This is a genomic window from Streptomyces sp. NPDC107454, from assembly GCF_055582885.1.
The window spans coordinates 257,291-283,746 of sequence record NZ_JBVJPA010000010.1; the positions used below are offsets into that span (position 1 = coordinate 257,291).

The 26,456-nt window shown below is 71.7% G+C and carries 19 protein-coding genes; 6 read left to right on the top strand and 13 right to left on the bottom strand.

The window, feature by feature from the left end; all coding sequences use genetic code 11:
• Window positions 1-15: 15 nt before the first annotated feature.
• The 4 genes from ACZ69M_RS26745 to ACZ69M_RS26760 form a co-directional block, all read right to left on the bottom strand.
• Window positions 16-1,776 (bottom strand): sensor histidine kinase, encoded by a 1,761-nt coding sequence (locus tag ACZ69M_RS26745; protein WP_470053609.1) that lies wholly within the window; start codon window positions 1,774-1,776, stop codon window positions 16-18.
• 90 nt (window positions 1,777-1,866) lie between these two features.
• A complete protein-coding gene (locus tag ACZ69M_RS26750) occupies window positions 1,867-4,245 on the bottom strand; it encodes a glycoside hydrolase family 65 protein (RefSeq protein ID WP_470053611.1) in 2,379 nt (792 codons plus the stop codon).
• Window positions 4,246-4,247: 2 nt separating this feature from the next.
• Window positions 4,248-4,991, bottom strand: a complete 744-nt coding sequence (locus ACZ69M_RS26755; protein WP_470053613.1) for an HAD family hydrolase — start codon at window positions 4,989-4,991, stop codon at window positions 4,248-4,250.
• 97 nt (window positions 4,992-5,088) lie between these two features.
• Window positions 5,089-7,488 carry a phosphoketolase family protein gene (locus tag ACZ69M_RS26760; RefSeq protein WP_470053615.1) on the bottom strand — a complete coding sequence of 800 codons (2,400 nt, stop codon included), beginning with the start codon at window positions 7,486-7,488 and terminating at the stop codon, window positions 5,089-5,091.
• A gap of 97 nt (window positions 7,489-7,585) precedes the next feature.
• Between ACZ69M_RS26760 and ppk2 the strand changes: the two genes are divergently transcribed.
• The gene (ppk2, locus tag ACZ69M_RS26765) at window positions 7,586-8,389 is read left to right on the top strand and encodes a polyphosphate kinase 2 (RefSeq protein ID WP_470053617.1); all 804 of its coding nucleotides are present in this window, start codon (window positions 7,586-7,588) and stop codon (window positions 8,387-8,389) included.
• Between the two features lie 5 nt (window positions 8,390-8,394).
• On the opposite strand, the gene ACZ69M_RS26770 is transcribed toward ppk2, so the two are convergent.
• The 3 genes from ACZ69M_RS26770 to ACZ69M_RS26780 form a co-directional block, all read right to left on the bottom strand.
• Window positions 8,395-9,276 carry a universal stress protein gene (locus tag ACZ69M_RS26770; RefSeq protein ID WP_470053619.1) on the bottom strand — a complete coding sequence of 294 codons (882 nt, stop codon included), beginning with the start codon at window positions 9,274-9,276 and terminating at the stop codon, window positions 8,395-8,397.
• Between the two features lie 213 nt (window positions 9,277-9,489).
• Window positions 9,490-10,371 carry a universal stress protein gene (locus ACZ69M_RS26775; RefSeq protein WP_470053621.1) on the bottom strand — a complete coding sequence of 294 codons (882 nt, stop codon included), beginning with the start codon at window positions 10,369-10,371 and terminating at the stop codon, window positions 9,490-9,492.
• Between the two features lie 150 nt (window positions 10,372-10,521).
• Complete coding sequence (locus tag ACZ69M_RS26780) at window positions 10,522-12,261, bottom strand: SulP family inorganic anion transporter (protein ID WP_470053623.1); 1,740 nt, start codon at window positions 12,259-12,261, stop codon at window positions 10,522-10,524.
• A 430-nt stretch (window positions 12,262-12,691) separates the two neighbouring features.
• Between ACZ69M_RS26780 and ACZ69M_RS26785 the strand changes: the two genes are divergently transcribed.
• A complete protein-coding gene (locus tag ACZ69M_RS26785) occupies window positions 12,692-14,863 on the top strand; it encodes a SpoIIE family protein phosphatase (protein ID WP_470053625.1) in 2,172 nt (723 codons plus the stop codon).
• A gap of 68 nt (window positions 14,864-14,931) precedes the next feature.
• Here ACZ69M_RS26785 and ACZ69M_RS26790 read toward each other — a convergent pair whose 3' ends face one another.
• The 5 genes from ACZ69M_RS26790 to ACZ69M_RS26810 form a co-directional block, all read right to left on the bottom strand.
• A complete protein-coding gene (locus ACZ69M_RS26790) occupies window positions 14,932-15,387 on the bottom strand; it encodes an SHOCT domain-containing protein (RefSeq protein WP_470053627.1) in 456 nt (151 codons plus the stop codon).
• Window positions 15,388-15,498: 111 nt separating this feature from the next.
• On the bottom strand, window positions 15,499-16,161 hold the full coding sequence (locus tag ACZ69M_RS26795; RefSeq protein WP_470053628.1) for an HdeD family acid-resistance protein: 663 nt from the start codon (window positions 16,159-16,161) through the stop codon (window positions 15,499-15,501).
• Between the two features lie 165 nt (window positions 16,162-16,326).
• Window positions 16,327-16,524 (bottom strand): hypothetical protein, encoded by a 198-nt coding sequence (locus tag ACZ69M_RS26800; RefSeq protein ID WP_403697399.1) that lies wholly within the window; start codon window positions 16,522-16,524, stop codon window positions 16,327-16,329.
• A gap of 17 nt (window positions 16,525-16,541) precedes the next feature.
• Window positions 16,542-17,060, bottom strand: a complete 519-nt coding sequence (locus tag ACZ69M_RS26805; RefSeq protein WP_470053630.1) for a hypothetical protein — start codon at window positions 17,058-17,060, stop codon at window positions 16,542-16,544.
• A 179-nt stretch (window positions 17,061-17,239) separates the two neighbouring features.
• Complete coding sequence (locus ACZ69M_RS26810) at window positions 17,240-19,912, bottom strand: winged helix-turn-helix domain-containing protein (RefSeq protein WP_470053632.1); 2,673 nt, start codon at window positions 19,910-19,912, stop codon at window positions 17,240-17,242.
• A 296-nt stretch (window positions 19,913-20,208) separates the two neighbouring features.
• On the opposite strand from ACZ69M_RS26810, the gene ACZ69M_RS26815 reads away from it, so the two are divergent.
• Together ACZ69M_RS26815 and ACZ69M_RS26820 are read left to right on the top strand one after the other, a co-directional pair.
• The gene (locus tag ACZ69M_RS26815) at window positions 20,209-20,556 is read left to right on the top strand and encodes a hypothetical protein (protein ID WP_470053634.1); all 348 of its coding nucleotides are present in this window, start codon (window positions 20,209-20,211) and stop codon (window positions 20,554-20,556) included.
• Window positions 20,557-20,652: 96 nt separating this feature from the next.
• Window positions 20,653-21,051 (top strand): TOBE domain-containing protein, encoded by a 399-nt coding sequence (locus ACZ69M_RS26820; protein ID WP_470053636.1) that lies wholly within the window; start codon window positions 20,653-20,655, stop codon window positions 21,049-21,051.
• Here ACZ69M_RS26820 and ACZ69M_RS26825 read toward each other — a convergent pair.
• Window positions 21,005-22,564, bottom strand: a complete 1,560-nt coding sequence (locus ACZ69M_RS26825) for a PucR family transcriptional regulator (protein ID WP_470053638.1) — start codon at window positions 22,562-22,564, stop codon at window positions 21,005-21,007. The genes ACZ69M_RS26820 and ACZ69M_RS26825 overlap by 47 nt on opposite strands.
• A 213-nt stretch (window positions 22,565-22,777) precedes the next feature.
• Here ACZ69M_RS26825 and ACZ69M_RS26830 point away from each other — a divergent pair, with 213 nt between their 5' ends.
• Window positions 22,778-23,605, top strand: coding sequence for an FAD binding domain-containing protein (locus tag ACZ69M_RS26830; protein ID WP_470053640.1), 828 nt, complete (start codon window positions 22,778-22,780; stop codon window positions 23,603-23,605).
• Window positions 23,602-26,334, top strand: a complete 2,733-nt coding sequence (locus ACZ69M_RS26835; protein ID WP_470053641.1) for a molybdopterin-dependent oxidoreductase — start codon at window positions 23,602-23,604, stop codon at window positions 26,332-26,334. The genes ACZ69M_RS26830 and ACZ69M_RS26835 overlap by 4 nt, the downstream gene beginning before the upstream one ends.
• Window positions 26,335-26,456 lie beyond the last annotated feature (122 nt).

A 26,456-nucleotide genomic window follows, 5' to 3' on the forward strand; every position in this document is an offset into this window, starting at 1 on the left:
AGGTCGCCGGCAGTCTCAGCGACGCGCCGGACCGCCCCGCGGGTCCGCGCCGGGTGCGCTCACCGGTACCCGCCACACCAGCCGTGTGCCACCGCCCCCGGGCCGTTCGCCGAGCGTCAGTACGCCCTCGAGGGCGGTGGCCCGGTCCTCCATGTTCTTCAGGCCGCTGCGCCGCACGTCGGCCGGCACCCCACAGCCGTCGTCCGTCACGGTGAGCGTCAACTCGCCACCGGCGCACTGGAGCCGGACGTCCACGGCATGCGCCCCGGAGTGCCGGGCCGCGTTGCTGAGCGCCTCGCCGAGCACCGCGACGGCGTGGTCGGCGATGTCGCCGGGGACTTCGGTCTCGACGAGCCCCTCGATCCGCAGCGCGGGCGCGAACCCGAACGACGTGGTCGAGGCCGTGACCGCCTCGGAGACCCGGCCGCGCAGACCGTTGCCGTCCCGGCCCGGCCCGCCGTGCGTCCGCAGGCCGAAGATCGTGGACCGGATGATCTTGATGGTGTCGTCGAGGTCGTCGACGGTCCGTGTCAGTCGCTCCATGCCCTCGGCATGCTCCATGAAGCGCTGGGCGCTCTGCAGTGTCATGCCGGCCGCGAAGAGCCGCTGGATGGCGAGGTCGTGCAGATCCCGGGCGATGCGGTCGCGGTCCTGGAGCAACGCGATCTGTTCCGCGTCCCGCCGTCGCTCCGCCAGCTCCAGCGCCAGTGCGGCCTGGTCGGCGAACCCGAGCAGCGGTCCGGTGTCCGCGTCGCCGAACGGTGTGCCGCCCCGCAACCGCCCCAGCAGCAGCACGCCCCGCGCCGTGCCGCCGGTACCGAGCGGCACCGCGACGACGGGTCCGAGCCCGGCCCACTGTGCTTCACCCTCGCCCACACGGGGATCGTGTTCGATGTCGGCGCTGACCACCGGCTCCGCGGAGCTGAGCGCGGCCCCGACGAAACCGCCTCTGGCCGACATCACCAGACCACCGCGCTCCGCCGCGCCGAGCCCGACGGCCAGCGCCGGCCGTAGCTCCTCCTCGCCCACCACGCGCTCCGCGATCAGCCCCATGTCCGCGGAGACGATCTTTCGCGCCTCGTCGACGATCAGCTCAAGCACCTCCGCGCCCGGCGCGCCGGTCAGCAGGACGCTGGTGACCTTCCCGCTGGCTCGCTGCCATCGTTCGCGGAGCCTGGTCTCCTCGTACAGCCGCGCGTTCTCGATGGCGACGCCGGCGGCCACGGCCAGCGTCGCCAGGACGGACTCGTCCTCCGAATCGAACTCCCGCTCGTCGCGCTTCTCGGTGAGGTACAGGTTCCCGAACACCTCGTCCCGCACCCGGATCGGTACGCCGAGAAAGGAGTGCATCGGCGGATGGTGGGCGGGGAAGCCGTACGACTCGGGGTGCTCGGAGAGCTCCGGCAGCCTCAGGGGCACCGGGTGCCGGATCAGCTCGCCGAGTAGTCCGTGCCCGCTGGGCAGCGCCCCGATCTCGGACCGCCGCTCGTCGTCGATGCCGACGGTGATGAACGCGGACAGCTTCCGGTCGCCACCGATCACGCCCAGCGCCCCGTACTCGGCGTCCACCAGGACAACGGCGGCCTCGACGATGCTGCGCAGTACCTGTGGCAGGTCCAGTTCCCGTCCAACCGACAGGACGGCCTCCAGCAGGCTGTGCAGGCGGTCCCGAGTGCCGCGGACGGCGTCGATGCGCACCTGCAGCTCGCCCAGCAGCTCGTCGAGCCGAAGTTTGGGCAGATGCTGCTCGGATCCCCCGCGTGTGTCCGCGCCCATCGCTTCCTCCGGCCCATTCGGCGGACAAGAGGCCGCACACCAGTCCGCCTGCCCTCACCGTACTGCCTGGCGACCCGCGGGACCCTCCGGTCACTGGTCCGGCAGGGTGAGAGTGCAGGACTCCCCGGGCGCCACGGACACGGTGCGGTCCGCGAGGGCGACGTCGATCGGATCCTGGTCGGAGGCGGGCACTGCCAGCAACAACTGGTCTGCTGTCAAGCGCAGTTGTACGCCACGATGGCCTCGGTAGCGGATGGCGAAGCCGTACTCGGAGAACTCCGGCAGCGGCACCGGATCGAACCGCAGCGCGCCGCCCCTGGTCTCCAGACCGGTCAGGCAGCGCTGGACGAGGTCGAGGGTGCCGGCCATGGCACCGAGGTGGATGCCCTCCCCCGTGGTGCCGCCCTGCAGATCGGCGACGTCCCCGGCCAGGGCCTCGTGTACGAACGTCCACGCCTCCGCGCGCCGCGCCCGGGCCAGCACCCACCCGTGCACCAGGCTGCTCAACGTCGAGCCGTGACTCGTGCGGCGCAGGTAGTGGTCGACGGTGCGCCGCCAGACGGTGTCGTCCACCTCGTGCCCCAGCCTGCGGAAGAGCCCGCCGAGCTCGGCAGGCGAGAAGAGGTAGCCCAGCATCAGGACGTCCGCCTGCTTGGACGCCTGGTAGCGGTTGACGCTGTCGCCCTCGGCCTCCAGGATCCGGTCGAGCCGCCGGATGTCGCCGTAGCGGGTCCGGTAGCCGTCCCAGTCGAGCTCCTCCAGTGCGCCGAAGCCCTCGAACTGGCTGATCACCCCGGCGTGGAAGGGCACATACAGCTTCCGGGAGACCTCCTGCCAGCCGTCGAGTTCGGCCGCGTCGAGGCCGGTGCGCTCACAGAGGTCCCGGCGCGGCAGTTCGGGCAGGTCGTAGAGGACATCGAGGGTGCGGGCGATCACCCAGGCCGCGGTGACGTTGGTGTACGCGTTGTCGTCGAGTCCCGGCCACTCGGCGCCGGGGTAGGCGTCGTGGTACTCGTCGGGGCCGACGACGCCACGGATCCGGTACCGGCCGAGCGTCCCGTCGTACGCCGCGAGGCCGGCCCAGAAGCGGGCGATCTGCACGAGCATCTCGATGCCCTTGGTGTGCAGGAACTCGGTGTCACCGCTCGCCTCGCAGTACTGCCACACGTTGTACGCGATCGCCGAGCCGACGTGGTGCTGGAGCCGCGAGTGGTCGGGCAGCCAGCGCCCCGAGAGCGGGTTGAGGTGCAGCTGCTGGGTCTCCTCCCGGCCGTCGCTGCCGCTCTGCCACGGGTACATCGCGCCGGTGTGCCCGGCGTCGGCCGCGGCCCGGCAGGCCTGCTCGAGGCGGCGGTGGCGGTAGGTGAGCAGGGCGCGCGAGACCTCGGGGAAGTGCAGGTTGAGGTACGGCAGGACGAACAACTCGTCCCAGAAGACGTGTCCGCGGTAGGCCTCGCCGTGCAGACCGCGCGCCGGCACGCCGACGTCCAGCTCCGCGGTGTGCGGGGAGAGCGTCTGGAGCAGGTGGAAGAGGTGCAGCCGCAGCACCGGGCCCGCACTGTTCGGCACGTCCAACTCGGCGTTGCGCCACAGCTGTTGCCAGGCCGTGCGATGGGAGTGCAGCAGGGTCGCGAAGTCCGGGGCGCGGCCGACCCGGTCGAGGGCGGCGTGCTCCGGCTCCTCGACGGCCGGGTCATGGGAGGTGTGCAGGGCGACGGTCTTGTCGACCGTGACCGTCCGGCCGTCGGACAGGGAGAGCCGCAGCAGCCGAGCCGCCCGCGCGTCCTCGTGTGCGTCCACGGCCTGGGCGGGTGCGTCGGTGACTGTGCGGGCCGCCAGGCCGATCCTGATGTCGGAGGTGCTGGTCCGGCACTCCAGCCAGATCCTGTCCGGCGCCGCGGTGCCGGTCCGGACGTCCGTGAGGTGCCGGGAGGCGAGGGAGCGGTAGCGCTCCACTCCGGTGTTGGCGACCCTTCCGTCGAGCGCCGTCTCGACCTCGATCTCCCCGGACCAGCCCTGAGCCGTCAACTCCGTGCGCAGCAGGGCCAGATGGGGGTCGGCCATGTGGACGAGGCGCACCTGCCGTACGGCGAGGCACCGGCCTTGCTCGTCCTCGTAGCGCAGTGTGCGTTCCAGTGTGCCCGCGCGCAGATCCAGGGTCAGGCGGTGGTCGAGGAGCTTGTGGGTGTCGGGCGTGAGCCAGTTCCCGGAGGGGGTGCGCACGCGCAGTGGCAGCCAGTTGGGGAGGTTGACCATGTCCTCGTTCTCGACCCGGTGTCCGGCCACGTCCGAGGTGAGGCGGTTGTAGCAGCCCGCCGCGTACGTGCCCGGGTAGTGGACGGGGTCCGCCGCGCACTCGGGAGCCGCGCCCCGGGTGGCGAAGTAGCCGTTGCCGAGGGTGCACAGCGCCTCGCGCAGCCGCTCCTGCGCGGGCTCGTAGCCTTCGTACGCCCAGGTCCAGTCGGACACCCTCAGTCCTCCTTCTGTGTGAGCAACTCCGCGAGGTCCTCGACCACCAGGTCCGCACCGTGCTCCATCAGGGCGGCCCGGGTGGCCGGGGTGCGGGCGCGGTCGACGCCCATGACGAGCCCGAATCCGCCGCGTCGCCCGGCCTCGACCCCGGCGAGGGCGTCCTCGACGACGGCGGCCTGTTCGGCGGGGACCCCGAGGCGACGGGCCGCTTCCAGGAAGAGAGCGGGGTCGGGCTTGCCGGGCAGACCGAGCCGGGCCGCCTCCCCTCCGTCCACCAGAACGTCGAAGAGACCGCGCACTCCCGCCTGTTCGAGGAGTTCGCCCGCGTGCCGGGAGGCGGAGGCCGCGGCCAGCGGGATCCCGGTGGACCGCAGGGCCCGCAGCAGGCGGACCGTGCCCGGGTAGGCGTCCACGCCCCCGGCGCGCAGTCGCTCGGTGAACAGCCGTTCCTTGTGGGCGGCGACGGCCCGGATCTCCGCGTCGGACGGCCGCAGTCCCCGGGCTTCGAGGAAGGCCGCGGCTCCGTCGAGGCGCGACTTGCCGTCGACGTGGCGCAGATAGTCCTCGTGCGGGTCGAAAGGACGCTCGCCGCGTGGACGGAGGAAGGCGTCGAAGGCCGTCTTCCACGCGGCGGCGTGCAGCCGCGCCGAGTCCGTGATGACGCCGTCGGTGTCGAGGACCACGGCCCGCGTCCCGCGCAGCGCACGGGGTACGCGGGCCATGCCGTTCGGCTCCGCGCTCATCGGCCGTCGGCCGCCCTCATGTCGATGCCGGTGCGTACGGTCATGGCGCTGAACTCCCTTACGGGGTACGGGATGTCGGCCGGTGCGGGGTGAGGGCTCAGCCGCTCCAGGTCCAGTCGGCGACTTCGGGCAGGTCGGTGCCGTGTTCGCGGATCCAGGTGTGGTGGCGGCTGCGGACGTCGGCCATCTGCTGACGGACGGCGGCGGCGCGGACGCCGAGGCCGGGGACGCGGTCGATCACGTCCATGACGAGCCGGTAGCGGTCCATGTCGTTGCGGACGACCATGTCGAACGGGGTCGTGGTGGTGCCCATCTCCTTGTAGCCGCGTACGTGCAGGTTGGCGTGGCCGGCGCGGCGGTAGGCGAGCCGGTGGATCAGCCAGGGGTAGCCGTGGTAGGCGAAGATCACCGGTTTGTCGGTGGTGAACAGCCCGTCGTACTCGAAGTCGCGCATCCCGTGCGGGTGGTCGTCACGTGGCAGCAGCCGGGTCATGTCGACGACGTTGACGACGCGGACGGCCAGCTCGGGCAGATGGCGCCGAAGCAGGTCGGAGGCGGCCAGGATCTCCTGGGTGGGGACGTCACCCGCGCAGGCGAGGACGACGTCCGGTTCGCGGTCCCCGTTCGCCGAGCCCGCCCACTCCCAGATCCCGGCGCCGCGGGCGCAGTGGTCGCGGGCCTGGTCCATGGAGAGCCAGTCGAAGCAGGGCTGCTTGCCCGCGACGACGACGTTGACGTAGTCGCGGCTGCGCAGCACGTGGTCCGCCACCGACAGCAGGGTGTTGGCGTCCGGCGGCAGATAGACCCGTACGACCTCGGGGCTCTTGTTGAGGACGTGGTCGACGAAGCCGGGGTCCTGATGCGAGAAGCCGTTGTGGTCCTGGCGCCAGACGTGCGAGGTGAGCAGGTAGTTGAGGGAGGCGATCGGGGCGCGCCACGCCAGCTCCCTCGATGTCCTGAGCCACTTGATGTGCTGGTTGACCATCGAGTCGACGATGTGCACGAACGCCTCGTAGCAGGAGAACAACCCGTGCCGGCCGGTCAGCGTGTAGCCCTCCAGCCAGCCCTGGCAGAGGTGTTCGGAGAGGATCTCCATCACCCGGCCGTGCCGGTCCAGGTGCTCGTCCACCTGGAGGGTCTGCGCCTGCCAAGCCTTGCCGCTGGCGCCGAAGACGGCTCCCAGCCGGTTGGAGGCGGTCTCGTCGGGGCCCACCAGGCGGAAGTCCCGGCGTTGGGAGGTGTCTTTCATGACCTGTTCGAGGAGGTCGCCGAGAATCCGGGTGGGCTCGTGCAGGGTGACGCCCGGCTTGTCGACGGGAACGGCGTAGCGGTCGAGGGACGGGAGGGGCAGATCACGGACGAGCAGGCCGCCGTTGGCGTGCGGGGTGGCGCCGAGTCGCTTCGAGCCGTCGGGTACGCCGGCGAGGACGTCGGCGACGGGGCGCCCCTCGGCGTCGAAGAGTTCCTCGGGACGGTACGAGCGCAGCCAGGTCTCCAGCTGCCGCAGGTGTTCCGGGTTTTCGCGGACCGCGGCCAGCGGTACCTGGTGGGCGCGCCAGGTGCCCTCGACGGGCACGCCGTCGACCTCCGCCGGTCCCGTCCAGCCCTTCGGGGTGCGCAGCACGATCATGGGCCAGCGCACCCGCTCGGGCACACCGTCCGCGCGGGCCGTGCGCTGCATCAGCGCGATGCTGTCCAGGGCCCGGTCGAAGGCGCCCGCCATCGCGCGGTGGACCTCGTGCGGGTCGTCGCCTGTGACGTGGATCGGGTCGTGGCCGTAGCCGCGCAGCAGCTCCTCGAGTTCGGCCTCCGGGATCCGGGACAGGACGGTCGGGTTGGCGATCTTGTAGCCGTTGAGGTGCAGGATCGGCAGCACGGCGCCGTCGTGGACCGGGTCGAGGAACTTGTTGGAGTGCCAGGACGCGGCCAGCGGCCCCGTCTCCGCCTCGCCGTCACCGATGACGCAGGCGACGAGCAGGTCCGGGTTGTCGAAGGCGGCCCCGTAGGCGTGCGCCAGCGAGTAGCCGAGCTCACCGCCCTCGTGGATCGAGCCCGGGGTCTCGGGCGCGACATGGCTGGGCACACCGCCGGGGAACGAGAACTGCCGGAACAGCCGCTCCATGCCGCCCGCGTCCCGTGAGACGCTCGGATACGTCTCGCTGTAGGTCCCCTCAAGCCAGGAGTTGGCGAGGACCGCGGGCCCGCCGTGTCCGGGCCCCCACACGCACAGCGCGTCCAGACCACGGGCCTTGATCACCCGGTTGAGGTGCGTGTGCACCAGGTTGAGGCCGGGTGAGGTGCCCCAGTGTCCGAGCAGCCGCGGCTTGATGTGCGCGGGGCTCAGGGGTTCGTTCAGCAACGGGTTGGCGAGCAGGTAGATCTGGCCCACGGCAAGGTAGTTGGCGGCTCGCCAGTGGGCGTCCAGGGTGCGCAGTTCGTCGTCGGTCAGTACGGTGCTGTCCTGGTGTTCGACCTTGGGCGGTTCGGCCTTGGGCATGGTGACTCCGTAAGTCATCGAGGTGCGTCACGAGGCGTGTCGCAGGGCGTGTCGCGGGGCGGGGCATCGGTGTGCGTGATCGAGCGGAGGAGGCGGCATGGCCGACGAGAAGAAGGCGAAGGTGCCGGTTGCGGCGTACGAGCGGGAGCTGCTGCGCCTGCAGACGGAGCTGGTGAAGCTTCAGGAGTGGGTGCGCACCGAGGGCGCCCGGCTCGTGGTGGTCTTCGAGGGCCGGGACGCGGCGGGCAAGGGCGGCACGATCAAACGGGTGTCGGAGCTTCTCAACCCGCGCGTCGCACGGACCGTGGCGCTGCCCAAGCCGACCGAGCGCCAGCGCACCCAGTGGTACTTCCAGCGGTATGTCGAGCATCTGCCCGCCGCCGGGGAGATCGTGCTGTTCGACCGGAGCTGGTACAACCGCGCCGGCGTCGAGCAGGTGATGGGATTCTGCACGAAGGAGGAGCACCAGCTCTTTCTTCGCCAGTGCCCGATCTTCGAGCGGATGCTCGTCGAGGAGGGGATCCTGCTGCGCAAGTACTGGTTCTCGGTGAGCGACGCGGAGCAGCAGCAGCGGTTCCGGCGCCGGCTGAAGGATCCGACGCGGCGCTGGAAGCTGTCCCCGATGGACCTGGAGTCGATCACCCGCTGGGAGGCGTACTCCCGGGCCAAGGACGAGATGCTGGTGCACACGGACGTCTCGGAGGCGCCGTGGTACATCGTGGAGAGCGACGACAAGCGCCGGGCCCGCCTGAACATGATCGCCCACCTGCTCGGCTCCGTTCCGTACCACGAGGTGAAGCCACCGGTTCTCAAACTGCCGCCCCGGCCGCCGTCGACGGGTTATGTGCGCCCGCCGCGCGATCTGCAGACGTATGTCCCCGACCACGCGGCGACCCTCTGAGTCGCTCATCCCCGTTGCGGTACGACGGCGACCGGGCAGGTGGAGTGGTGCAGGAGCCTGTGGGCGACCCGGCCGAGCTGGAGTCCGGGGAGTCCGTGGTGGCGCCGGACTCCGACGACCAGCAGGTCGGCGTCGCCCGAGGCGTCCAGCAGGATCCGGCGAGCGCTGCCCTCGGCGGTCCTGCGGTGCAGATCCACCGCGGGATGCTCGTCCGCGGCCTTGCTCAGCGCCGACTCCATGGTCTCCGCGGCCCGCTGCTCGTGCAAACGGGCCGGTTCACCCTCGAGCAGCGGGTCGTCGGCGCTCTCGTACGCCGGGCAGCGCCAGGCCCGTACGGCGTCCAGGGTGGCCTTGCGGACCTCGGCCTCCTCGAAGGCGAACCGGGTGGCCGCCGTGCCGTGCGGTCCCTCGCCGACTCCGAGGACCACGCGCCGGTGCGTCCTGGCCCCTGCCTGGTTGTCCTGGTCGCCGCGCAGCACGATCACCGGGCAGGCGGCGCGGCCGGCGACCGTGAGGCTGACCGAGCCGAGCAGCAGTTCGGCGAGGCCGCTGCGGCCGCGCGACCCGAGGACCAGCGCGGCGGCGGTGTGCGCCTCGTTCAGCAGCACGCTCGCCGCGTCGTCGGGCAGGACGTCGGTGGTGACCGTCACCTCGGGGGCCCGGAGGTGGGCCCGGCGCGCGGCGGCCTCGACGATGTTGTCGGCCATCACCTGCTCCGAGGGCCTGCCGAGTCCCTCGGCGAGCGCGGCGCCCTCGTAGCGCTCCCACAGCGACGCGTACACCAGGCGCAGCGGTGCGCCGCGCAGCGTGGCGTCGTCCGTCGCCCAGTCCACGGCGCGCAGGCTGGGCTCCGAGCCGTCGACGCCCACGACCAGGGGCAGCTCCACCGTCCTCACCGTCCTTCGCCGGAGACGAGGGGCCGGGACTCGCGGATGACCCAAATGGCCCCGAACGCGGGCACCGCCACCATGACAAGTCTCCCTCCACGCTCGTACGACTGCCGCGTTCATGGGCGTCTCCCCTCGGATGGTGAGGCGCGCCTGATGGTGAGTCGTGTCGGTTGATCGGTCGTGTCGTCGGTTGATCGGTCGTGCCGGGCCTCAGTCGTGCGGGACCACGGCGACGGGGGCGGTGGCGTGGTGCAGTACGGCATGGGTGACCGGCCCGATGTGGGCGCCGAGCGCCGAACGGCGGATACGGCGGCCGACGACGACCAGGGAGGCCTCCGCGGAGGCGTCCACGAGGTGGTTGGCCGCCTTCCCGGACAGGGAGTCCTCGACGACGTCCACCGTCGGGAACTTCTGCCGCCACGGCCGCAGCACCTCGCTCACGGCGGCGGCCTCCTCCGCGCCGATCTGGGCGTTCAGTTCCAGGTCCGGGGGCATGCCGTACGCGATGTAGGGCGGCTCGTTCCAGCCGTGGACGACACGCAGGGAGGCGCCGCGCAGGACGGCCGCCTCGAAGGCGAAGCCGATCAGGGTGTCGTCGGGGGCGGTGGTGTCGAGCCCGAGCACGACGGGTCGCGGGGCCGGTACGCCGGAGTCGGTGCCCGAGGTGTCTCCTTCGGCCCGTACGAGGACGACCGGACCCTCGGCGTGGGCCACGACGGCCAGGCCTACGGAGCCGACCACGAAACCGCCCATCCCGCTCAGACCACGGGATCCGAGGACCAGCGGTTCGGCGTCCTTCGCGGCGTCGGTCAGCACCTCGGCCGGCCGTCCGGTGACCTGCTCGACGAGCACTTCGAGCTCCGGGTGGGCCGCCCGCAGTTCCCCGGCCGCTTCGCGCGGTATGCGTTCGCTCCACTGCTGGTGGGTCTCGGGGCCGAGCAGGGGGGCCTGGGCGATGGGGGCCGGAGCGGGCTCCCAGACGTTGACCAGTTTCAACGGCAGCCCGCGCAGCTTCGCCTCCCGGGCCGCCCAGTCGGCGGCGGCACGGCTCTCGGGCGAGCCGTCGAGGCCTGCGGTGACGGTGCGGGGCATGATCTCCACCTCCTGGACCGGGATCGCTCGATCCCTCTTCCAGCGTCGTGTCGTGGGGGTTCGCGGTGCAGGGGCCGCAGGTCCTCGGAAGGGGCCGATCGGCCCTATGGACCCGCGGGGCGATACCCGACGCCTCTTCGAGGAAGCCGACTACGTCTCCCTCTCCGGGGAGCGGCCGCCGCGCCGGAGCCACTCCCGGTAGGCGGCCAGGGCCGTGGGCAGGGTCGGGAAGATCCGGTCGGTGCCGACGGCCTCGGTCAGCCCGAAGGCGTCGAGGTCGTCGCGCAGGTCCTGTTTGACGCGGGCGAGCGCGAAGACGATGTGACGCTGTTCGAGTTCCTGGCGCAGGGCGTCGACCGCGTCGAGCGCGGTGATGTCCACCTCGACGTTGGCCTCGGTGTTGAGGACGAACCAGTCGACAGGACCTGCATGCCGGTCGACCGCCGCCAGCGCCCGCCGCTTGAAGTCCTCGGCGTTGGCGAAGAACAGGGGCGAGTCGTAGCGGTAGACAAGCAGGCCGGGGACCGTGCGGGCCTGTGGATAGTCGTCGACGTCGTGCATGCCTGCCAGTCCCGGCACCAGACCCTCGATCGCGTCGTGCGGGCGGGCCACCCGGGTGAGCAGCTCCGCGACGGAGAGCCCGACCGCCACGATCACGCCGTACAGGATGTCCAGGGCCAGCACTCCGGCCAGACAGCCCAGGGCCAGGAGCAACTCCCTGCGTCGGAAGGCGGCCAGCCGCCGGAACCCGGCCAGATCCATCATGCGGACCCCGGCATAGACGACCAGGGCGCCCAGCACGGTCGACGGCGTGTGCGCGAGGAGCGGGCTGAGGAACAGCAGCACGGCGAGGACCAGCGCGCCGGCGACGAGCGAGTACGCCTGGCTGCGGCCCCCGGCCGAGTGCGCGAGCGCGGTACGGCTGGCGCTGCTGCTCACCGGGAAGCCGTGCAGCACGCCCGCGCCCAGGTTCGCGGCTCCCAGGGCCAACAGTTCCTGGTTGGGGTCGAGTTCGTCGCCGCGAGCCGCGAAGGCGCGCGCGGTCAGGATCACGTCGGTGTAGCCGACCAGGAGCACGCCGAGTGCCGGCAGTACCAGTTGCGGCAGGTCTCCCGGCGTCGGCAGGCCGGGGCTCGGCAGCCCGGCCGGTACCGCGCCGATGACGGCGATGCCGTGGTCCTCGAGTCCGAAGACCGCGACGGCCACCGTGCCGAGCACCAGGGCCAGCAGGGGGCCCGGGACACCGGGGAGGAACCGCGCGACCGCGAAAAGGAACGCGATCGCCGCGACGGAGAAGATCACCGTGGCGGGATGGGCTTCTCCCAGGTTCCTCACGAAGGAGAGCAGCTGGGGAAAGAACTCGGATCCCGAGGTGCGGACACCGGTCAGTTTGGGGAGCTGGTCGACGATGATGATGAGCGCCACGCCGGTCAGGTAGCCGACCAGGATCGGCCGTGACAGAAGGTCGGCGAGGAAGCCCAGCCGCGCCACCCACGCCACCAGGAACATCGCCCCGACCACGACCGCGAGCCCGGCGGCGAGCACGGCGTACCGGTCCGGGGCGCCCGCGGCGAGGGGCCCCACCACGGTGGCGGTCATCAGCGCGGTGGTCGACTCGGGCCCGACGGACAGCAGCCGGGAGGAGCCCAGCAGGGTGTACAGCAGCAGGGCGGGAAGGATCGCCCACAGCCCCGCGACCGGCGGCAGTCCCGCGAGGCCCGCGTAGGCCATGACCTGCGGAACGAGATAGGCCGCGACGGTCACTCCGGCCAGCAGGTCGCCGCGCAGCCACGAACGGTGGTAGCCCGCCAGTACGGCGAGGCCGGGAGCCGCCCGCCGCACGAGACCGCGTCGGCCCGTCCCGGCGGCCGCATCCGAGCGCTCGGACATGGGGCTCCCTTCGTCACCCCCTTCAGCATCGCCCGACGGTCGTCCCGGCGCACGGCCGATCCACCGTCGCCCGGCCGGACCCAGGGGTCGCTGGTCCGACAGGGCCGACTCACGACCGAACATGTAGGCAGACGGACGTAGCCCGCGCTCACCGCGGACACGATCGACCGCGGTGCGGCCAGAATGAGACATACCCCAGTGATCGTGATCCAAGTGCGCTGAGATGGCCCGACCGACCGCATGCGGCGGGTCCGTGAGGGGCGAAGGGGCCGTGGGGGCGAACGTGGGAGAAACGATCAGTTCGGCTTCGGCCGCACCGGGTTCGGTGTCCGGCTGCTCGGCGTCGACGTCGTGTGCCGGGGAGTGCGGTACCCCTTCGGGAGGAGCCGAGGACAGGTTTCGGGGGCTCCTGGAAGCGGCGCCCGACGCCATGATCATCGTGGACGACACCGGAACGATCACACTCGTCAACGCCCAGACCGAAGCGCTCTTCGGCTACGGCCGCGAGGAACTCCTCGGCCGATCGGTGGACTTGCTCGTACCCGACCGCTTCCGAACCCACCACTCACTGCACCGCTCCGGCTACGCCGAAAATCGTCAGGTGCGGCCCATGGGCGCCGGACTCGAGCTGCACGGCCTGCGCAAGGACGGCACCGAGTTCCCCGTCGAGATCAGCCTCAGCCCCCTGGAGACCACCGACGGCCTGCTCGTCTCCGCCGCCGTCCGCGACGTCAGCGACCGCAAGGCGGCCGAGGACCGGTTCCGGGGATTGCTGGAGGCGGCGCCGGACGCCATGGTGATCGTGGACGACACCGGAACGATCAGACTCGTCAACGCCCAAACAGAAGCGCTCTTCGGCTACGGCCGCGAGGAACTCCTCGGCCGAACAGTGGACTTGCTCGTACCCGACCGCTTCCGAACCCACCACACCGCGCACCGGACCGGCTACACCGACAACCGCCAGGTGCGGCCCATGGGCGCCGGACTCGAACTGCACGGCCTGCGCAAGGACGGCACCGAGTTCCCCGTCGAGATCAGCCTCAGCCCCCTGGAGACCACCGACGGCCTGCTCGTCTCCGCCGCCGTCCGCGACGTCAGCGACCGCAAGGCGGCCGAGGAACGCATCAACGAGCTGGCCGCGCTCGTCGAGTCCTCCCAGGACGCGATCCTCGCCAAGACCCTCGACGGGCACATCACCTACTGGAACGCCGCCGCCCAGCGCCTCTACGGGTACACACGCGCCCAGGTCATGGACCGCCACGTGTCCCTGCTGGCCCCGCCCGACCACGGCCACGAGATCGACCTCCTGATGGCCCGGTTGCGCAACGGGGAAAGGATCGAGCACTTCGAGACACTGCGGGTCACCCGTCACGGCGATCTCCTCGACGTCGACATCACCCTGTGGCCGACCCGTTCCCCCGACGGCGAGGTCATCGGCGCCTGTGCCATCGTCCGCGACATCAGCGATCGCAAGCGGGCCGAAGCCGAGCTGACCGTCCTCTACGAACAGCAGCGGCACATCGCGCTGACCCTCCAGCGCAGTCTGATGGGCACTCCGTCCGCCATCCCCGGTCTCACGACCGCCAGCCGCTACCGTCCCGCCACCCAGGGGGCCGGGGTGGGCGGCGACTGGTTCGACCTGGTCCCGCTGGGCGCCGGCCGCGTCGGCGTCCTGATCGGCGACGTGATGGGACGCGGACTGGAAGCCGCCGCCGTCATGGGCCAGTTGCGTTCCGCCGCGCACGCCCTGGCCAAGACCGGTATGCAGCCCCGCCAGCTCATGCAGGCCCTCGACGCGGCCGTCGCCGACCTCGACGTCCCGGACCAACTGGTCACCTGCTGCTACCTGGTGATCGCGGCCGACGCGGGCGCGGTGACGATCTGCTCCGCCGGACATCTGCCGACCCTGGTGGCCACCCCGGGCGAGGGCGCCCGTGCGCTGCCCGCGCCCGTCAACGCGCCCCTCGGCGTGGGCGATGTGCTCTACCAGCAGTGCAGTGCGGTCATCCCGCCCGGCGCCACCCTGGTGCTCTACACCGACGGACTGATCGAAACCCCCGGCAGCGACATCGAGGACCAGCTCTCCCAGCTCACCAGCACGCTGAGCGACCTGTTCACCACTGCCCCCGACCTCGAGGTGGCCGCCGACCACGTCCTGACCACCTTGCTGCCGGACGCCGAGGGCCACAACGACGATGTCACCCTGCTGCTGACCCGGCTGCCCGACGCACCGCTCGACGCCGTCTCCCTCGACCTCCCGGCGGTCCCCGACTCCGTCCCCGAGGGCCGAGCCTTCCTCAGCAAGACCCTCACATCGTGGGGCTGCGCCACCAAGGCCGACGACGCGCGGCTGCTGCTCTCAGAAGTCCTCACCAACGCCGTTCAGCACGCCCAGGGCCCCATCGGACTGCACCTGTGCCGGACCGCCTTGGACCTGACGGTCGAAGTCGGCGACCACAGCCCGCAGTTGCCCCAGCCCCGCTTCGCGGCCGAGGACGACGAATCCGGGCGCGGACTGGTCCTCGTCCGCGCGCTCGCCGACGACTGGGGCGTACGACCCACCGACGACGGCAAGACCACCTGGTTCACCCTCCACCTGTGAGCGGTCCTGCCGTCAACGTGCCGCCTGGTGACATCGTGCTGCCCGGCGTCGCCTCGTCCGGCGGGTGCTCACTGGCCGGAGGTGGTGGTGCCCGAGCCGCTGGACGGACCCTGACCGCTCAGGACGAGTTCCTTCGCCCTGCGGAACTCCTCGTCCGTGATGTCGCCACGGGCTCGGATCTCGGACAGCTTGGCGAGTTCGTCGACGCTGCTGGTGCCGCCGCCCGCCGCCTGCCGGATGTAGGAGTCGAAGGCCTCCTGCTGCGCGCGGGCCTGGTTCACCTCTCGGCGCCCCATGTTCTTGCCGCGGGCGATCACGTAGACGAGGACACCCAGGAAGGGCAGGAGGATGACGAACAGGAGCCAGCCGGCCTTGGCCCAGCCACCCAGTTCGTCGTCGCGGAAGATGTCGATGATGATCCGGAAGAGCAGGATGAACCACATGATCCACAGGAAGAACCAGAGCATGCTCCAGAAGACGCTCAGCAGCGGGTAGTCGTACGCCAGGTACATCTGTGTGCTCATGTCGCTCCTCCATCCCGGGCCTTCGCCCGGCAGTCGTCCCACCTGATTCAGCATGCGCACGGCAAGGTTCGTCCGGCCTCACCCGGGACGGGTGAACGTCTCCGCGGAGTCTCAGGGCGACTGGGCGGAGCCGTCCGGGTCCGCGGCGCGTGCGCGGCGCAGTGCGGCCCGCCAGGCGAAGGCGAGGACGAGTTCGATCAGGCCGAGCAGTACGAGCCACAGGCCGAGCAGCCGGGTCAGGGCGCGGGCGGACTCGGTCGGCAGGGCGAGCACGACGACTCCCGCGACGATGCCGAGCGCCGCGGCGCAGAAGACGACGCCACGGTGCGGGAGTGCCTTCATGGCAATGGCCGTGTAGGCGGTCAGCATGCCGGACACGAGCCAGACGATGCCGACGATCAGCGAGAGCGCGGCGATGGTCTGCAGCGGGTTCCTCAGGCACAGCACCCCGGCCAGGACGAAGAGCACCGAAAGCAGCACCCCGGGGAGTCGCTCGCCGTGCTCATCGCGGCCGAAGACCGCCACGAAGCGGAACACCCCGGTCACGACCAGGTAGAGGCCGATGAGTACCGCCAGGATGTGCAGGGTCTCGTCCGGCCACACCAGTACCAGGATGCCCGGCACCAGCGTCGAGATCGCCGAACCCAGGATCCAGGTCCATGAGCGGCCGAGTCCCGCCAGCAGTTCCTCGGGGTCGACGGACGGCGCGGAGACCGGCCCTTCGGGCCTTGGCCCGGGTTCGGTACGCGGCGCCTGACCACGCGATTCGGTCATGGCTCCTCCTCACGCGGACGAGTCCTGACGCGGCCGAACGGGTCGTCGCCGGACCGCCGACGGGACGGTGTGCGGAGACTTCACCGGGTCAGCGTCCCGCGCGGCGCCCGCTGCCGGGTCACCCCCGGCGGGTGATCGTCCCTGCCCCGGACGGCCTACGCCCGGTCACTCCGGCAGCCGGCGCATCTCTATGACGTGCAGGCCCAGCGACTGGCAGCGGGCCAGCAGCCCGTACAGGTGCGCCTCGTCGACAACGGGGCCGAACAGGACGGTCTGACCGGACATCACCACGTGATCCATCTCCGGAAACGCCTTGGTCAGCGTCTCCGTCATGTGCCCCTCGATACGGATCTCGTAGCGCATGGGCTCCGAACGACCTTTCAATGCGTCAGGACGAGCTTGAACGAGATGATCAGCAGGCCGAGCAGCAGATTGATCGAGGCAGTGAGGGCCGTGAGGCGCCAGGAGGCGCCCGCACGGCGTGCCGCTGCCGCCGACCAGCCCACCTGCCCGGCCACGGCGACGGCGAGCGCCAGCCAGAAGGTGCCTTGGAGGCCGAGGCCCAGGAGCGGGCTGACGGCCACGGCCACGGTCGGCGGGACGGCGGCCTTGACGATCGGCCACTCCGCCCGGCACACCTCGACGACGGTCCGCCGGTCCAGGGCCTGCCGGGCCAGACGCGCCCCGAACAGCTGGGCGTGCACGTGCGCGATCCAGAACGCCACGCCGGTGCCCAAGAGCAACACCGCCAGCTCCACGTGCGGGAAGGAGCCCAGCGTACCGGTGCCGATCACCACCGATGCGGCGAGCATGGACCCGTAGACACCACCGGTGTAGTCGGCTTGCTCCCGGTGGCCGGCGTCGGCCGCTGAGGGTACGGCGGGTTCGGTCCGGGACATCAAGACCTTCTCTCCGATTCGGCGCACCGGAACGAGGGGCATCGGCCGCATCGCCGGATTCGGGATGCTCCGGGCGCCCCGCCCGGTCGGGAGGTGCGTGGTGCCACTCCTCCCATCGCATCCGAACGGCTCGTCCCGCGCCTCACCCGTGACGGGCGAGGGTGGTCACCGGCACGGGTTCACAGCAGTCGCAGCTCGCGCGCCCGGCGGACCGCTTCGTTGCGCCGGTTCACCGCCAGCTTCCGGTAGACGCTCTTGAGGTGGGTCTTGACCGTGTTCACCGACACGCAGAGGTCGGCCGCGATCTCTTCCGTCGACATCATCTGGGCCAGTCGCCGGAGAACGTCGCGTTCGCGTTCGCTCAGCTCCTGCACGACGAGCGGTGCGGGCGTTTCGAGCCGGGGCGCCTCGCCCGGCGTCAACCAGCCCGCAGCCAGTGGCTGCAGCGGCGCCGTGCCCAGGAGACGTCGGATCCACGGTCCGGCCTCGAGGAAAGGCCGCCGCAGCCGCTCGCGCCGAGCCTCCAGGAGCGCCTGGCCCACGAGCTTGCGCGCGGCGGCGGAGTCACCCGCCTCCAGTGCGGCATGCGCCCGGGTCAGCGTGGCCCGCACGGTCACCGCCGGACCGGCCGGACCCTCGGCACGCAGTCGGTCGAGCAGGCCGAGTGCGGCGGCGGGGCGGCCCGCCGCCAGCTGGGCCCGCGCGGCCTCCACCACACAGGCCGGCTGGTCGTCCGGCGCCTGTCGCAGTACCTCGGCGGCCGCGTCCGGCCGGCCCTCGGCCAGGTGGGCGGCGGAGGCGATCAGGGCGGCATGAGCCTGCGCCCAGGGTGATGCCACGTCCGTGGAGACCGCCGGGTCCATCGCCGCCAGGGCGGCTCGGGTCTTGCCTCGGGCCAGCAGCAGACGTGCCGTCACGAGGGACCGGCCCGTGGCCGGCACCGGGTCCCGCGTCGCCGGGCGCGAACCGACCGCCTCGTCGAGGAGGGCTTGGGCGTGATCCAGTTCGTTCCGGTCGACGGCCACCGCGGCCAGGACCATCCGCCCGATGTCCGAGCCGGACGCCCCGCACAGACCGAAGCGCTCCGAGTCGGTCGTCGCCGCCAGTGCCTTGCGCTCCGCCCGGCCGAGCCAGCCGTTCAGGTAGTCGATCAGCGCCAGGTGGCCCAGCGACTCCTCCCGTGGAAGCGCCGTCGAGGCCCCGCCGGGGCAGCTCGCCGCCGCGGACAGCGCGGTGCGGGCGTCCTCGAAACGCCCGGCCCACAGGCGCGTCGAGCCCAAGTGGGTCAGCAGCAGAGCGATGAGTTCGGGATGCTGCCCCAAGAGGTGGGCGGGAACCGCCTGTCTCAGTTCCTCGGCCGCCTCCGCGGCCCTCTCCGCCTGGAGCGGGGACCCGGCCAGACGGGCCGCCAGAGCCTCCAGCAGCGCGCAGCTCAGCCGTGCCGCCGCCGGGCCTGGCACGTCGGTGGCCGCGTCGGGCACGGCCGTGGCCAGGCTCGCCTCGGCATGGTGCAGACGGGCCAGACCGCGGTCGAGGTCGCACTGGGACAGGTGCCGGGCCGCTCGGACGACATCCGTCGCGGGACTCGTGGCCTCGGGTCCCATCCGGGAGAACAGCTCGGTCAACTCGTCACGGCGCAGACCGGTGAAGAGCTGTCCGATCGCCAGGCCGTCGACGAAGGCGCCGGCGGTGAACTCCCAGTCACCCGCGGCGGCGCCATGGGCGATCGTCTCGGGGAGGAATCCGGAGCGCAGCAGCCACCGGGCGGCCCGCCGGTGGAGTTCGGACTCCAGTCCGGGACAGCGCTCCCGCAGATGCGCCCGGAGGATCTCCCCGAACAGCGGGTGGAGCCTGTACCACGAGTATCCGAGGTCCTCGACGAACGCGTTCTCGCGGTGCAGCTCGGCCAGAATGGGCTCGGCGTCGGTGCGCTGCGTCATCGCGTTGGCCAGATCGGGGCAGAGGCGCTCCAGGATGCTGACCCTCAGCAGGAGGGCCTGGGTCTCGGCCGTGCGCCGCTTGAGCACCTCGGCCAGGAGGTAGTCGGCGACCGTACTGCGCCCGGCCTCGAATTCCTTCAGGTATCTCTCCGGATCCGGGCTCTCCCGCGCGGCCAGGGCGCACAGTCGCAGGCCGGCCGCCCATCCGCCAGTGCGGTCCACGAGCGCCCCCACCGCGTGCGGGGGCAGGCGCAGGCCGTGCAGTTCCAGGAGTACGGCCGCCTCCTCGGGGGTGAAGGCCAGTTCCGCGTTCCGGATCTCCGTCAGGTCACCGGCCGCCCGGTAACGGTGCACCGGCAGCAGCGGCTCGGTGCGGGTGACGAGGACGAGGCACATTCCCGGTCCGGCATGGTGCAGGACGAATTCCAGCTGCTCCGCGATCTCCGGAGCGGTGACGCGATCGTATTCGTCGAGCACGACGATCGCCGGCCGGTCGCGTCCGCTCAGCTCGGCGGCGAGCCGGGCCAGCAGTGTGCGGTCCACCCGGCTCGCGTCGGCGGGACAGCGGATGTCGCCGGGGATCGGCACGCCCGAGGACCGCAGGGCCTGGAGCACGTACGCCCAGAACATCCCGGGCTGCTGATCCGCCGTGTCCGCGGTGAACCAGGCGAAGGGCTGCGCCAGCCCAGTGACCCACTCGGCGACCAGCAGGGTCTTCCCCGCCCCGGCCGCTCCGTTGACGACCGTCAGCGGGGTCAGCAGCGCCTTGTCCAAGTGTTCGACCAGCCGCTCCCGCCGCAGGAAGGTGACGGGCCTCGCCGGCGGGGCGAACCGCGTGCGCAGAAACGGGTCACCCATGGGATCGACCCAGTCGACGGTCGACCCCTGGCCGCTCTCCTCGATCCCAGCCATGGTGCTCGCCATTATCCCGTCAGATCACGGGCGGCGCTCTTCTGACTCCTGTCCCGGGCGGCGCGACCGCACCCGGGGCCGTCGGCCGCGTCCTCTGAACGACCGGGGTCACGGCTGGGCCGCCCCGGTTCCCTTCGCCCCTCAACCGCTGCCCAGCCGCCGGAACTCGCCCCTGTGGACATCACGTTGACACCGCCGGTTGCCCGGCGTTGACTGACAGCGCGGTGCGGAGCGCGGCCCCGCCCAGGGCGACGAAACCGACGCGGCCGGTACGACGTACAGGAAAGTGGCACTCGATGATGTACGACCAGTCACGCGCCCAGCAGCCCCCGGACAAGCAGCCCGGTTCGACCGGGCGTCGCACGCCGGGCCCCGAGCCGCTGATCCCGTCGGACGAACGGGACAAGCTCACCCATCGCCTCCAACACGCCCTCAACACCTTCGCCGACAGCCCACGCGAGGCGTTGGAAGAGGCCGAGACCGCCTTCGACGCGGTCACCGCCCAGCTCATGAGCACCCTCGCGGAACGGCGGCGCGCTCTCCACGCCACCTGGCAGGACCAGGACCCCGGGACACAGCCGGAAGAACTCCGGCACGCGCTGAGGCAGTACCGGGAGATCACACAGCGGATGCTGCGCATGTAGGCACTCACCGCACCCTCGGGCCGACGTTCGGCCGGGGCGTCGGCGAGGATCCGAGGAGCGCGGGGGCGCGGGCAGTGACACGGTTAGGGTGCCGGTGTGCCGTCGTACAGCATTGGCCAGGCCGCGCGCCTGCTGAGGGTGAGTCCGGAGACCGTGCGCCGTTGGGCGGACGGGGGCCGGCTTCCCATGGGGCGGGACGGTTCGGGCAACCGGGTGATCGACGGCGTCGGGCTGGCCCGGTTCGCGCGGGAGCGTGCGGTCGAGGACGAACGCGGCACCGGCGGCGGCCCGCCCACGTCGGTGCGCAACGCGTTCACGGGCATCGTCACGGCGCTGACGGTCGACGACGTCGTGGCGCGGGTGGAGGTCCAGGCAGGGCCGCACCGGGTGGTGTCGCTCGTGACCCGGGAGGCCGTCGACGAGCTGGACCTCGCGGTCGGCGTCACGGTCACCGCGCGGGTGAAGTCGACGAGCGTGCACGTGGATCGCTCGTAACCGAAGGCGTACGGCACAGCAGAGCGGCCCAGAGATCGAGGCGGTCGTAGAGGCGGGACAGGTCGCGGCCGGTGAAGTGCTCGATGCGCTGGATCCGGTAGTGGACGGTGTTGACGTGCAGGTGCAGGACCTCCGCCGTGCGGGCCCATGAGCCGTCGTGGGCGAGGAAGGTCTCCAGGGTCTTCAGCAGGGCGGCGGCCGAGGCGTTCCGGGTGTCCAGGAGGGGACCCAGGACGGTGCGGCTGTAGGCGGTGCGAACCTCGGCGGGTATGCCGCTCAGCAGGGTGTCGAGTCCGGTGAGGGACGAGGAGTCGACGACTGACGAGGAGTCGGGGGCGGTGGTGCGGGCCGAGGCCAGGGCGTAACGGGCCTCGGCCAGCGCCCCGTTGAGGTCCTGCGGCCCGGCGGCAGGCGAGCCGATACCGCCATGCAGTGGGACGGACGGCTCGCAGGCGGCGACAAGCGGCCAGAACTCCGCGCATCCCCCTGCGTCGCCTGCCGTCTCCGGTACGACCGCGAACGCCGTGCCGTCCGGCAGCCGCCCCACGGACGCGCGTCCCGGCCCCGCGTGGGCGACCGTCTCCGTCAGCGCCCCCTCTGCCAGTCCCGCCCGTTGCGATCCCGTCTCGGCGACGATCACCCGGTAGGGGCCCTGGGCCGGGAGCCCGCAGGTCCGCAGCGCTGCTTCCACGGCGGTGGCCTCGGCGCCGGGTGCGCAGAGCAGGGTGCCGAGATCGTCCGCAGCCTGGTGTTCGGCGGCCCGGCGCCGGGCTCGTGACTCCTGGCAGCGGGCCAGGATCGCGGCGATCTCGTGCAGCATGCGCGGCGGGGTACCGCCGGGCTCGGGCAGATACAGGTGCCAGCGCTCGTACGGCGAGACGGCATCGGAGTCGACGGACACCGTGATCCCCGCGCCGTTGGCCAGCAGCGCGACGGCCTCCCGCGCCGGAACCGGCCGCGCGCCCGCGGTGGCCGCGACGGTCCGCCCGGCGGGTGTGAAGACATACGCGGTGGCCCGGTCGACGTGGGCGAAGGCGGACGCGACGATCGCGTCGGGGCCCGCGTCCTGGGCGACGAGTCGGCTCAGCCGGACGCGTACGTTCTCGGGCAGCGCGTGGCGGCGGTTCAGCTCGCCCCACTGCTGGAAGTACACGGTGTCGGTGATCGCGCGGAACATGATGTGGGCCGGGACCGCAGCCAGCGGGACGCCGTGCCGCGCGCACGCCTCGATGAGATCGTCGGGCACCGAGCCGTGGGTCTCCTCGCCCGCCAGCAGTACGGCGGCGCCCGCCGTCCGCAGCGCGGCCACGAACCGCTCCGCCTTGTCCCGCCCGCCCTCGGCCGTCCACCACACCAGTCCGCTGAGCACGACCTCGCCGGGTCGCACGAAGCGGGCGGGGTCCTCCAGGTCGGTGGCGGTCACCCCGCTGATCTCCCTCGTCAGCTGTGGTTCCTCGGCCCACAGCAGGCGCAGGCCCAGGGACTCGTCCTTGAGGAGGTGGTCGACGTGCATGTGCTCTGGCTCCTTGTGCGGCAGCCGGGCACGAGGGTGCGTGCCCGGCATCTCACATTCACCAGGTGCATGCGAGTGATCGCATCGTAAGTGCAAGGTGAGTCGAGCGGTATGCCTCTTGGTCGATCCTCCAGGACACCCGCCGGAAAACTCGGCGTTTCCGTGTCGTGAACCAGTCGTCCGGAGCCCGTTCGCGTTGCTTCACTGGCGCTCATGGACCTGAACACCGTGGTGGAGATACGGGACGCACGGCATCCCGCGCCCTGGCGGCCGGGCGACGCCTGGCTCGGCGGCGGGACGTACCTGTTCTCCGAGCCGCAGCCGCACCTGCGGCGGCTGGTGGACCTGAGCCGGACCGGTTGGACACCCATACAGCCGCACCCGGACGGCTCCCTGGAGATCGCCGCTACCTGCACGATCGCCCAGCTGTCCCGGTTCGCGAGGGAGCTCCGGGCCGAGGCGGCACCCCTGTTCGAGCAGTGCTGCCGCGCGTTCCTCGCCTCCTTCAAGATCTGGAACATGGCCACGGTCGGCGGGAACCTCTGCAACTCCCTCCCGGCCGGCCCGATGATCTCCCTCACCGCCGCCCTCGACGGAGAGTGCCTGCTGCACGCCCAGGACGGTGTACGCCGCCGGGTCCGCGTCGTGGACTTCGTGACCGGCGCGGGCCGCAAGGTCCTGGCCGAGGGCGAGCTGCTGCGGTCCGTCACCGTGCCCGCCCGCGCCCTCGCCTGCCGTACGGCGTTCCGGCAGGCGTCCTTGTACGGGCTCGGCCGCTCCGGCGCACTGGTCATCGGCACCCTGGACCCGGGCGACCACTCCCTCGCGATCACGATCACCGCCTCGACCGTCCGCCCGGTCCGGCTGTGGTTCCCGCTGCCGCCGACGGCGGACGGACTGCGTGCGGCGATCGACGCGGCCGTCACCGACGACGAGTGGTTCGACGACATCCATGGGCTTCCCGCATGGCGGCGGCACATGACGTTCCGGTACGCGGAGGACATCCGCCGCGAGCTGTCCCACGGTGAGGAGCCGCAGTGAGTTTCGGGATCGAGGTGAACGGCCGGCCGTTCACACAGGAGCCACGCCCCGGCCAGTGCCTGCGGACCTATCTGCGTGAGCGCGGCTGGTTCGGCGTGAAGAAGGGCTGCGACGCGGGCGACTGCGGCGCGTGCACGGTCCACGTGGACGGCAAGCCCGTACACAGCTGCCTCTTCCCCGCCTTCCGGGCCGACGGCCACGAGGTCACCACGGTCGAGGGCCTGGCCTCCGAGGACGGCGAACTCCACCCCGTACAGCGGAAGTTCCTGGACGCGCAGGGATTCCAGTGCGGCTTCTGCACAGCCGGGTTCCTGATGACGACCGCGGCCCTCGACGACGATCAACTGGCTGATCTTCCGCGGGCGTTCAAGGGCAATCTGTGCCGCTGCACCGGCTACCGGGCCATCGAGGACGCCGTACGAGGGGTCTGTCACGCCGAGGCTCCCTCGGCCGGGGAGGCTGTGGGCCGCAACCTTCCGGCCCCCGCCGGACCGCAGGTCGTCACGGGCACCGCCCGCTACACCTTCGACGTCGACATCCCCGGCATGCTCCACATGAAGCTGCTGCGCTCCCCGCACGCCCACGCCCGCATCCTCGCCATCGACACGTCCGCCGCCCTGCGCGTGCCGGGCGTGCACGCGGTCCTCACCCACGACGACGCGCCGGAACGGCACTTCTCCACCGCCCGTCACGAGCACCCGGAGGAGGATCCGGACGACACCCGCGTCCTCGACGACACCGTCCGCTACATCGGCCAGCGCGTCGCGGCCGTCGTCGCGGACAGCGAGGCGGCGGCGGAGGAGGGCTGCCGCCTCGTCGAGGTGACGTACGACGTGCTGCCCGCGGTCCTCGACCCGGAGGAGGCGATGCGGCCGGGCGCTCCGGTCGTGCACGACAAGGACGCGGCGACGGCCCGGATCGCCCGCCCCCGGGACAACGTCGTCGGTGAGGCACACGGCGAGATCGGTGACGTCGAGGCGGGATTCGCCGAGGCCGACACCGTCTACGAGGACACCTACCGCACCCAGCGTGTCCAGCACGCGAGCCTGGAGACACACGGAGCCGTCGCCTGGTTCGACGAGGACGGCCGGCTGAACGTACGCACCAGTTCGCAGACCCCGTTCCTGACGCGGCGCGCCCTGTGCGCGTTGTACGACCTCCCTGCGGAGCAGGTGCGGGTGGTCGCGGGCCGGGTCGGCGGCGGTTTCGGCGGCAAGCAGGAGATGCTCGTCGAGGACATCGTGGCCCTCGCGGTGCTGCGGCTGCGCCGCCCGGTGAAGCTGGAGTACACGCGGGCCGAGCAGTTCTACGGGGCTACCACCCGGCACCCGTTCACGATCCGCGTGAAGGCGGGAGCCCGCCGCGACGGCACCCTGACCGCGCTGCAACTGCGGGTCGTCTCCAACACGGGCGCGTACGGCAATCACGGTCCCGCGGTGATGTTCCACAGCGTCGGCGAGTCGATGGCGGTCTATCGCGCCCCGCACAAGAAGGTCGACGCCTACTCGGTCTACACCCACACCGTGCCGGCCGGCGCCTTCCGCGGCTACGGACTCGGGCAGGTCATGTTCGCGGTCGAGTCGGCCCTCGACGAACTCGCCCGCCGAGTGGGCCTGGACCCGCTGGAGTTCAAGGCGAAGAACATCATCGGGCCCGGAGAGCCGATGATCACCGCCGGCGGCGAGGAGGAGGACCTGCACATCGCCAGCTACGGTCTCGACCAGTGCGTCGGCATCGTCCGCCGTGCCCAGGAAGAGCCTGTGTCCGAGCCCGTCCCGGACGGCTGGCTGGTCGGCGAGGGCGCCGCGCTCGCGATGATCGCGACGGGTCCGCCGGGTGGCCACATCGCCGATGCCAGGGCCGCGCTGTTGCCCGACGGCACCTTCGAACTGGCCGTCGGCACGGCCGAGTTCGGCAACGGCACCACCACGGTGCACCGCCAGATCGCGGCCGGTGAACTCACCACCACCGTCGAGCGCATCACCGTCCGCCAGTCCGACACGGACGTCGTCAAGCATGACACCGGCGCCTTCGCCTCCACCGGCGTGGTGGTCGCGGGCAAGGCCACCCTGCGCGCCTCCCGTGCCCTCGCGGACATGCTGCTGGACTTCGCCGCCGCCACCCTGCGCGTCCCGCGCGCGGACTGCCGGCTCGTGGAGGAGGCGGTGGCGCATCCGGGCGGCCGCCTGGCCCTGAAGGAGCTGTACGAGGCGGCCAGGGCGGTCGGTGTCACCTGTGCCGCCGACGGGCACTTCGGTGGCACCCCGCGCTCGGTCGCCTTCAACGCGCAGTGGTTCCGGCTCGCGGTCGATCCCGGCACCGGCGAGATCCGCATCCTGCGCAGTGTGCACGCCGCCGACGCGGGCAAGGTGATGAATCCCATGCAGTGCCGCGGCCAGGTGGAGGGCGGTGTGGCCCAGGCGCTGGGCGCGACGCTCTTCGAGAACGTGCGCGTCGACGCCCGCGGCGAGGTCGAGACGGCCGCCTTCCGCCGCTACCGCCTCCCTCAGTACGCCGACATCCCGCGCACGGAGGTCCACTTCATGGAGACCGCCGACGCCATCGGTCCCCTCGGCGCCAAGTCGATGAGCGAGAGCCCCTTCAACCCGGTCGCCCCGGCCTTCGCCAACGCCCTGCGCGACGCGACGGGCCTGCGTTTCACCGAACTCCCGCTCACTCGCGACCGGGTGTGGCTGGCCCTCGACGCGGCGGGGGTGACCAGCCCATGAGCCTGCGGAGCGGCAACTCGCCGCGGCGACGGCTTCGCCATCGGCAGGCCCGAGCACGGCGTCGCACGCACCGACTCCGACGCCCTCACCGTCCACGGGAGGTCCCTCCGCCACCACGCTCA

Excerpts from the sequence above, each read along its gene's own strand:
- ACZ69M_RS26745 (WP_470053609.1), bottom strand. The coding sequence starts at position 1,776 with ATGGGCGCGGACACACGCGGGGGATCCGAGCAGCATCTGCCCAAACTT.
- ACZ69M_RS26755 (WP_470053613.1), bottom strand. The coding sequence starts at position 4,991 with ATGAGCGCGGAGCCGAACGGCATGGCCCGCGTACCCCGTGCGCTGCGC.
- ACZ69M_RS26760 (WP_470053615.1), bottom strand. The coding sequence starts at position 7,488 with ATGCCCAAGGCCGAACCGCCCAAGGTCGAACACCAGGACAGCACCGTA.
- ppk2 (WP_470053617.1), top strand. The coding sequence starts at position 7,586 with ATGGCCGACGAGAAGAAGGCGAAGGTGCCGGTTGCGGCGTACGAGCGG.
- ACZ69M_RS26775 (WP_470053621.1), bottom strand. The coding sequence starts at position 10,371 with ATGCCCCGCACCGTCACCGCAGGCCTCGACGGCTCGCCCGAGAGCCGT.
- ACZ69M_RS26780 (WP_470053623.1), bottom strand. The coding sequence starts at position 12,261 with ATGTCCGAGCGCTCGGATGCGGCCGCCGGGACGGGCCGACGCGGTCTC.
- ACZ69M_RS26785 (WP_470053625.1), top strand. The coding sequence starts at position 12,692 with ATGATCATCGTGGACGACACCGGAACGATCACACTCGTCAACGCCCAG.
- ACZ69M_RS26790 (WP_470053627.1), bottom strand. The coding sequence starts at position 15,387 with ATGAGCACACAGATGTACCTGGCGTACGACTACCCGCTGCTGAGCGTC.
- ACZ69M_RS26795 (WP_470053628.1), bottom strand. The coding sequence starts at position 16,161 with ATGACCGAATCGCGTGGTCAGGCGCCGCGTACCGAACCCGGGCCAAGG.
- ACZ69M_RS26800 (WP_403697399.1), bottom strand. The coding sequence starts at position 16,524 with ATGCGCTACGAGATCCGTATCGAGGGGCACATGACGGAGACGCTGACC.
- ACZ69M_RS26805 (WP_470053630.1), bottom strand. The coding sequence starts at position 17,060 with ATGTCCCGGACCGAACCCGCCGTACCCTCAGCGGCCGACGCCGGCCAC.
- ACZ69M_RS26810 (WP_470053632.1), bottom strand. The coding sequence starts at position 19,912 with ATGGCTGGGATCGAGGAGAGCGGCCAGGGGTCGACCGTCGACTGGGTC.
- ACZ69M_RS26815 (WP_470053634.1), top strand. The coding sequence starts at position 20,209 with ATGATGTACGACCAGTCACGCGCCCAGCAGCCCCCGGACAAGCAGCCC.
- ACZ69M_RS26825 (WP_470053638.1), bottom strand. The coding sequence starts at position 22,564 with ATGCACGTCGACCACCTCCTCAAGGACGAGTCCCTGGGCCTGCGCCTG.
- ACZ69M_RS26830 (WP_470053640.1), top strand. The coding sequence starts at position 22,778 with ATGGACCTGAACACCGTGGTGGAGATACGGGACGCACGGCATCCCGCG.